Below are 6,370 nucleotides of genomic sequence, written 5' to 3'. Positions count from 1 at the left end.
CGGCGGCGCTCGAGGCGCGCCTTAGCGAGGATGCGGCGGGCGAGATCGCCGCCGTCATGGTGGTCCAGGTCGACACCGCCTCGGGCGTGGTCAACGACATCGCCGCCGTGCGCCGCGCCATGGACGCCGCCGGCCACGGCGCGCTGCTCATGGTCGACGCCATCGCCTCCCTCGGCACCATGCCGTTCGACATGGACGACTGGGGCGTCGATGTCGCCGTCGCCGGTTCGCAAAAGGGCCTGATGTCCCCGCCGGGCCTGAGTTTCGTCGCCGCCGGCGACAAGGCGGTGGCGGCCCACCAATCCGCCGGCCTGCGCACCCGCTATTGGGATTGGACCCAGCGCGAGGGCGAGGAGCATTACAACAAATACTGCGGCACGCCGCCGGAACATATGCTGTTCGCCCTGCCCAAGGCCCTCGACATGATCTTCGAGGAGGGCCTGGAAAACGTCTTCCACCGTCACCGCCTGCTGGCCGAGGCGACGCGCCGGGCGGTCGCGGTGTGGGCCGAGGGCCAGGTCATGAGCTTCAACATCACCGATCCCGCCCAGCGCTCCGATTCGGTGACCAACGTGCTGATGAATTGCGATCCCCAGCCGCTGCTCGATTATTGCGACGGGAAATGCGGCGTGGTGGTCGGCGGCGGCATCGCCGAACTCACCGGCAAGGCCATCCGCATCGCCCATATGGGCCATGTCAACGCGCCGATGATCCTCGGCACCCTGACGATTATCGAGGTCGGCCTCATCGCCCTCGGCATTCCCCACGGCAAGGGCGGCGCCCAGGCCGCCGTCGATTATCTCGGCGAGGCGGTGCCCGCCTGAACCGTAAAACACTGGCTGTTGGCAACTTCTCCCACTTCGTGTTTGATAGTCGCCGAGCGCCGCCTTCGTTCGCCCCTTGGCGCTGTTCGTCATCGTCTCGTCGCGCTCCATCAACTCGCTGCTGTGGGCCTTGATGCTGGTCATGATCATCGGCCCGGGTGTTCTGGCCGGCGTCCTCGCCATCGGTTTCCGGTCGATCGGTTTTTGCGCCAAGCTGCTCTACGAGGCGATCGAGGAAATCGATAAAGACCAGGTCGAGGCGGTCACCGCAACCGGCGCCAGCGGCCCGCAGATCCTGAATTACGGGATCGTGCCGCAGATCCTGCACCTCCCAGGTTTCGGCATTGAGCGACGACCACGTCTGGATCCTCTCGACGGAGTACCTCCCTGGCCGAGGAGAGGTCCGTTGCTACGTGGGGCCGCATCCCTAGAGCTTGGGCCTCCGCTGCCAACAATTCAACTAAGCCCCTGTCATGATCCACTACGAGTAGCGTCGGCCAGTCATCATCAGGCGTTGTTTCGGAACCCACAATTTCTGGTGACTTATCTAACGCGCGGCGGAGAGCTACCGTCTTGTCGCATAGAAGCAGGATCTCTGTCTGGCCCAAGGATTTGTTGCCTCGAAGTGTGTCCTCCAGCTCCCTAGCGATGCGGGAGCCTTCGGGGAAACCGAAGGTGCCGACCGAACCCGCTAGCTTGTGTGCCTCCCGCTCTGCACCCCGCCGCATTTCATCGTTCAGGGACCCTTCGACTAGCGCTACAGTAGCTTCCTCCAACACCTCGACTCGCCCCATGATGGCTTGTTTGCTCTGTTTCCAGGCTTTCGCCAATGGATCGTTGATGTCACCGTAATCGCTATTCTCATGTAGAGTGGTCTGTAGCAGGCTGGTCGGCTCGATGATCAGTCGACCCCGGTCGAATCGCTCGAGGAGGTACGCCACGGTGTTCCGTAGATCGGCCGGCTGATAGGGTGCCGGGAGAAACTTGTTGGCACCTACATCGGCCGTGATCCGCCGGGTATCAGCTCCAGAATAGGTCGCGGATACAATTAAAATAGGAATTCTGTTGCAGGATTCGAACTCGGGAGAACGCAGGAGTCTGCAGAAGTTCCAGCCACCGGTGCCTGGCATGTTGAGGTCGGTTATTACCAGGTCGGGTGGAGCCAGTTCCCGGATCCCCACGAGAGCGTCTTCAGCATTTTCGTAGGGAAAAACCTCCAGACCATCCTTCTGTAGGATCGTCGTCGCTAAGAGCAGTTGTGATGGATCATCGTTCACCACGACGATGTTTCTACCGGCAGGGGCTTGCACCTAACTCAATCCTACTGAGCATGCACATGATCCGATCCATCTATTAACTTTTACTTCAATTCGGGCAAGCATAGAGGCTGATAGAGTAGCATTGGACCGAAGTAGGCCTGAGAGGCCATACACCCTAAACGCCTAAGGAGAACCCCTCGAGTACTTGGCAAGTGTCACTGTAGCGGGAGACTTTGAGCGGTTGCCTATCCTCTAATGGCTTGTTGGTTTGTTGCCTACGGATATCCCGCCAAGAGGTTAGGCCCAGGGTTTACAGGCGCGCTTTGAAACGGCACCATCAAGGCCTGTGATGGCGGGATGACGCCTCAAGCATCCAGATTAATGGGACGAATGGGGACATACGTCTCATCCTCTATCACAAGAATTTTAGTCACATCTGCTTTCCCTTCGTCTCCTTTAGCCGTTGAACATTTTCTGTGGTAGAGATCCCATGTAGGATACCCTGTTCTTCAACGCCACCACTACATGGGCATATTCAATCACATTAACTACAAGGTATTCCCTGCCAAATACGGTGCGTCGCACTCCTAAATGACCTGAGATCCAGATGAAATCACCACGTTGCAACTCTTGAGCAATGGCGGCAATGTCTTCTTCGAACCAAGCCATTATCCGCACGCCACACCTTTCATCGAGTTCTACTAAAGCCTGTGGAGTACCATCACCCCGATAACCGAAGTGAACGGTTCTGACTGTCGCTAGGGCATGCACCAAACCCAATAGTTTCATCGCAACCACGTTTGTTGGTCTAGGGCCGTTGTGTTAGATAGCGAAACGAAATGCCTGATAATTCAAGTCGGCCCAGCAACTTCCCAGGGACACCCAAAGACTGGCGACCTGCCCATCCACCCAATCGCTCGTCAGTCTTGTTACAGAGTGCACCGACGAAGTCAAAGTATCTCTATAACTCTTATTGGACTGGGCGAAGGAAATTCAACCCGATGTGACCGGTCCTACCATGCAAATTTGAGCAGTTTTTACCGCTTAGCGGCCGATGCCGTAACCATCAGATAAGGCCGCTATGCCGGCGCAACTGGCGTGGTCGTTCGCGGCCTGTTCAAGCACTGTGGACCACCCCGGTGAATACTCACATGGGTATCATGTCATTCTGAACTTGGGCCTTCACCGGGGCTAAGAGGTAGCGTTCGTAGCGTTCGGTTCCGAAAGCGGCCCACCGTAGTTATGGATCGATAGGCAACGTTGTGAAATGTAAGTTTATTGAGCGTGGGCCGCGACGACAGGAATTTTTTCACAATTTTTTCACAATGGTTGTCATGTTAGATAGTGTCACTCTATGTAAAAACAAGTAGTTACGTGTGATTAGGCTTGTGAAGTTTTTGTTGCAGAATAGTGTTGTTTTTATTAAGCTTAAGATAGGGAAGCAGTGGATTATGATTCCACTGCTCTAGCCGACTGAGCTACACCGCCAGGTTATATCTAAGAATGCAGATAAATATATAAGTTTTCTGAAAAAGTCAAGGCAATTTCCTTTTAAGTAAAGTCAGAGATATACAACAGCCCACATTTAAACCCAATCCCAAAAGTCCCGCGTGAAAGCCCCATAGTTTGCCGTATCCCCAAAAAGTTAAAATCAATGCCAGGGTTGTTCCTGCTACAACACCGATCAAAGCTGCCTGGCCCGAAAGTCGTCGCCAAACCACTCCCAGAATAATAACCGGCGCCGTTTGTGATAAGAGCTCCATTTTAAGCTCAGTCAGGCCCCACAAAGTAAGTCGAGGAACGAGTGCAATCGGCACCAAAACTGCCATAATTACCCAGGAAAGGATTTTTCCAGCTTTGGTTAAACGCTCTTCTTTCGCCTCCTTTAAAACCGTCTTTCCTAAAAAATCTTTAGCCAGCATCGATGAAAGACTGAGCAGCACCGAATCGGCAGTTGACATGATCGCTGCCAGAATTCCCGTAACCACAAGTACCGCCAAAGCATAAGTCATAAGAGATTGGTTTGCCCACTCATTCAACAGCAGCGGCATCACCTGATCGGCCGCGATTCCTTCAAGATGTGCGAATTGCTGAATGGCAATAATCCCGATTAGGAAAACAACTAACGTGGTCACAAGCGGCATAAAAATCATTAGGCTTAAGGAACGTTTTAGAGCCCTCGTATTACGCGCGGCGTATATTCGTTGAATGGCCTGTGGATAGACAGCGCCTGAAAACCCGACCAGCAGAATTGTGCTTATCCAGGTTCGGCAGATTTCCCAGGAAGGAACGGCGGCTTTTTGCGGCTCATGTTCGATTATCCATGCGGTGACTTCCTGCAGGTGCCCGATAGTCGGTAAAGCTAGAATAAGCAAGCCGCCCAAGCCAACAATCAGCATGATGCCCTGAATACAATCCGTCCAGGCGACGGCGCGCATTCCACCCAAAGTCTCGTAAATGATAATAATCAATGCGAGAAAAATGACTCCCATCCAATACGGCACGGCGTTTCCAGTCAGCCCGGCAACCACATGGCCCATCGCCATGAGCTGGGCCAACAAAAAATTAGCGATTGCAACCACCAAGAGAAGGTTAACCACAAATGTGAGCTGAGCCATACCGAACCGATGTTGAATCCAATCTCCCGGGGTGATGAAATCGTACTGCTTAGCCAGTTGGTGTAATCTGGGTGCAAAAAGTAAATAAACCACAACGATGGCCATCATAAAGCCAACACTCATGATCCAGGCGAAACCAAGCCGGTAAGCTTCGCCAGGGTAGCCCAACAAGGTGTTTCCGCTGTACTGCGTGGCATATAATGTAAGCAGGAGAACAAAGCCGCCGAGGGATTTGCCGGCAAGATAGAACTCGCTGGGAGATTCGTTTTTTCGAAAACGGCGGGCAACAAAACCCAGGCCTAACATTAAGGCTAAATACAAGGCGATAAAAATTGCCGCACCTGTGCCAAAGGGAAATGATTTCATTCGGTCTCAGACTTTTTGCTGAGTGCTTCATCGTCGCCCCAAAACCGGTAAACGACGAATACAGTAAAGAGGGTGACGCCGATGATTGCGGTCAATGAGATGACCACCCAATGAGGCAGTCCAAGCCAAACTTTTGGTGAGGTTACCTTTGGAAGGTACCAGGGAACGGATAGGCTGAAAAGGCACAAATACACTACCCAAATCCAGAGATGTTGGTAGGGGTGTTTTTTTGAATGAACTTTCATTTTAGATGCTTTAACGCATACCCCATGGCTTCATGAAATATTTTGCCGGCAAGAATAGCAGTAAGATTGTTCACATCAAGTTCAGGGTTAACCTCGACGACATCCATGCCAATGAGTTTCCAATGACCCTTTTGCAAAAAGTTCAAGACCTGCCGCGGTGTTAAACCGCCAGGTTCCGGGTAAGAAACGCCGGGGGCATAAGCAGGATCCAAACCGTCGATATCAAGGCTCAGATAAACGGAAGCGCCTTCAGGAATGCCTTGCAACCTGGGCAATTCGCCCATGAGTTCGCGCGCATAATGAATTTTTAGGCGATCTCGATACTTCTCTGCAAATTCCTTCTGAGGTGGATTGAGGGTTCGAATGCCGATTTGCGTCACCGACGCAACATGCTCCATCTCAAGAATTCTTGCGGCAACACAGGCATTGGAGTAGCGATCACCGTCAAAATCCGGGTAAAGATCCGGGTGGGCATCAATTTGGACGAAATGCACCGGCTCATTTAGCACGGCCAGCGCAGCCACGATCGGGATGGTGACCGCGTGATCGCCGCCGGCAAAAAATGGAATCTTACCTGACTTAAAAAGCTCCGTTGCGAATTCACGATATGATTGTGCGGTTTCATCCCACGAACCTTTTGCAGGTAGGTCGCCCAAATCAGCAACCCGGCCAAACAAATCGACACCTGTTTCAGTCGTCGAATTGTGGCAGTCGCCATCGTAGGCAGAACGAATTAGCGGCGGTGCTTTGGCAGTCCCTTTGCGGTATGCAGATTTGCTGTCGTCGGGGAGTCCGACAAAAACCAAGTTGCTGCTTTTTTGTTGTTGGGGATCGGTGGTTAGGCACCCCGCAAGATAAAGTTTGGGATTTTCTTTCATTAGTTCCTTAAGATAAAATCTTTGCCAAAAAACAAAGACTTTGCTCACAGAAACAGAAATCCCACTGAAATAAAAAAAAGAAGTTTTTTCTGTGGGATTTCGAATTCTGTGAGCGATAATTTTTCACCCCTCTTGTTCCGGTTTACCCCGTTGGATTGATTATCCCACGGGGTTTATCCA

Annotated in this window: 6 protein-coding genes; 1 reads left to right on the top strand and 5 read right to left on the bottom strand. The window is 52.7% G+C overall.

All coding sequences use genetic code 11. The annotated features are described in order from the left end of the window. On the top strand, window positions 1–824 hold an 824-nt coding region (locus IH879_03630), incomplete at its 5' end, for an aminotransferase class V-fold PLP-dependent enzyme (protein ID MCH7674023.1). 263 nt (window positions 825–1,087) lie between these two features. Here the strand turns inward: IH879_03630 and IH879_03625 are convergent. The 5 genes from IH879_03625 to speB all read right to left on the bottom strand — a co-directional run bounded on the left by IH879_03625 (window position 1,088) and on the right by speB (window position 6,190). Next, entirely contained in the window at window positions 1,088–2,134 is a 1,047-nt protein-coding gene (locus IH879_03625) for a response regulator (protein ID MCH7674022.1), read from the bottom strand. 405 nt (window positions 2,135–2,539) lie between these two features. Continuing rightward, window positions 2,540–2,872: a hypothetical protein gene (locus IH879_03620; protein ID MCH7674021.1), complete on the bottom strand. Its 333-nt coding sequence runs from the start codon at window positions 2,870–2,872 to the stop codon at window positions 2,540–2,542. A gap of 746 nt (window positions 2,873–3,618) precedes the next feature. Then, window positions 3,619–5,067, bottom strand: coding sequence for a sodium:solute symporter family protein (locus tag IH879_03615; GenBank protein ID MCH7674020.1), 1,449 nt, complete (start codon window positions 5,065–5,067; stop codon window positions 3,619–3,621). Continuing rightward, the gene (locus IH879_03610; GenBank protein MCH7674019.1) at window positions 5,064–5,312 is read right to left on the bottom strand and encodes a hypothetical protein; all 249 of its coding nucleotides are present in this window, start codon (window positions 5,310–5,312) and stop codon (window positions 5,064–5,066) included. Before IH879_03610 ends, IH879_03615 begins: the two co-directional genes overlap by 4 nt. Then, window positions 5,309–6,190 carry an agmatinase gene (gene speB / locus IH879_03605; GenBank protein ID MCH7674018.1) on the bottom strand — a complete coding sequence of 294 codons (882 nt, stop codon included), beginning with the start codon at window positions 6,188–6,190 and terminating at the stop codon, window positions 5,309–5,311. Before speB ends, IH879_03610 begins: the two co-directional genes overlap by 4 nt. Window positions 6,191–6,370 lie beyond the last annotated feature (180 nt).

It is taken from the genome of candidate division KSB1 bacterium (assembly GCA_022562085.1).
Taxonomy (GTDB): Bacteria; Zhuqueibacterota; Zhuqueibacteria; order Oceanimicrobiales; family Oceanimicrobiaceae; genus Oceanimicrobium.
The sequence above is the reverse complement of the archived record's forward strand: the minus strand, read 5'-3'. Positions and strand labels throughout refer to the sequence as shown.

Coding starts and splice junctions, on each gene's coding strand:
- speB (MCH7674018.1), bottom strand. CDS start 6,190: ATGAAAGAAAATCCCAAACTTTATCTTGCGGGGTGCCTAACCACCGAT.
- IH879_03620 (MCH7674021.1), bottom strand. CDS start 2,872: ATGAAACTATTGGGTTTGGTGCATGCCCTAGCGACAGTCAGAACCGTT.
- IH879_03615 (MCH7674020.1), bottom strand. CDS start 5,067: ATGAAATCATTTCCCTTTGGCACAGGTGCGGCAATTTTTATCGCCTTG.
- IH879_03610 (MCH7674019.1), bottom strand. CDS start 5,312: ATGAAAGTTCATTCAAAAAAACACCCCTACCAACATCTCTGGATTTGG.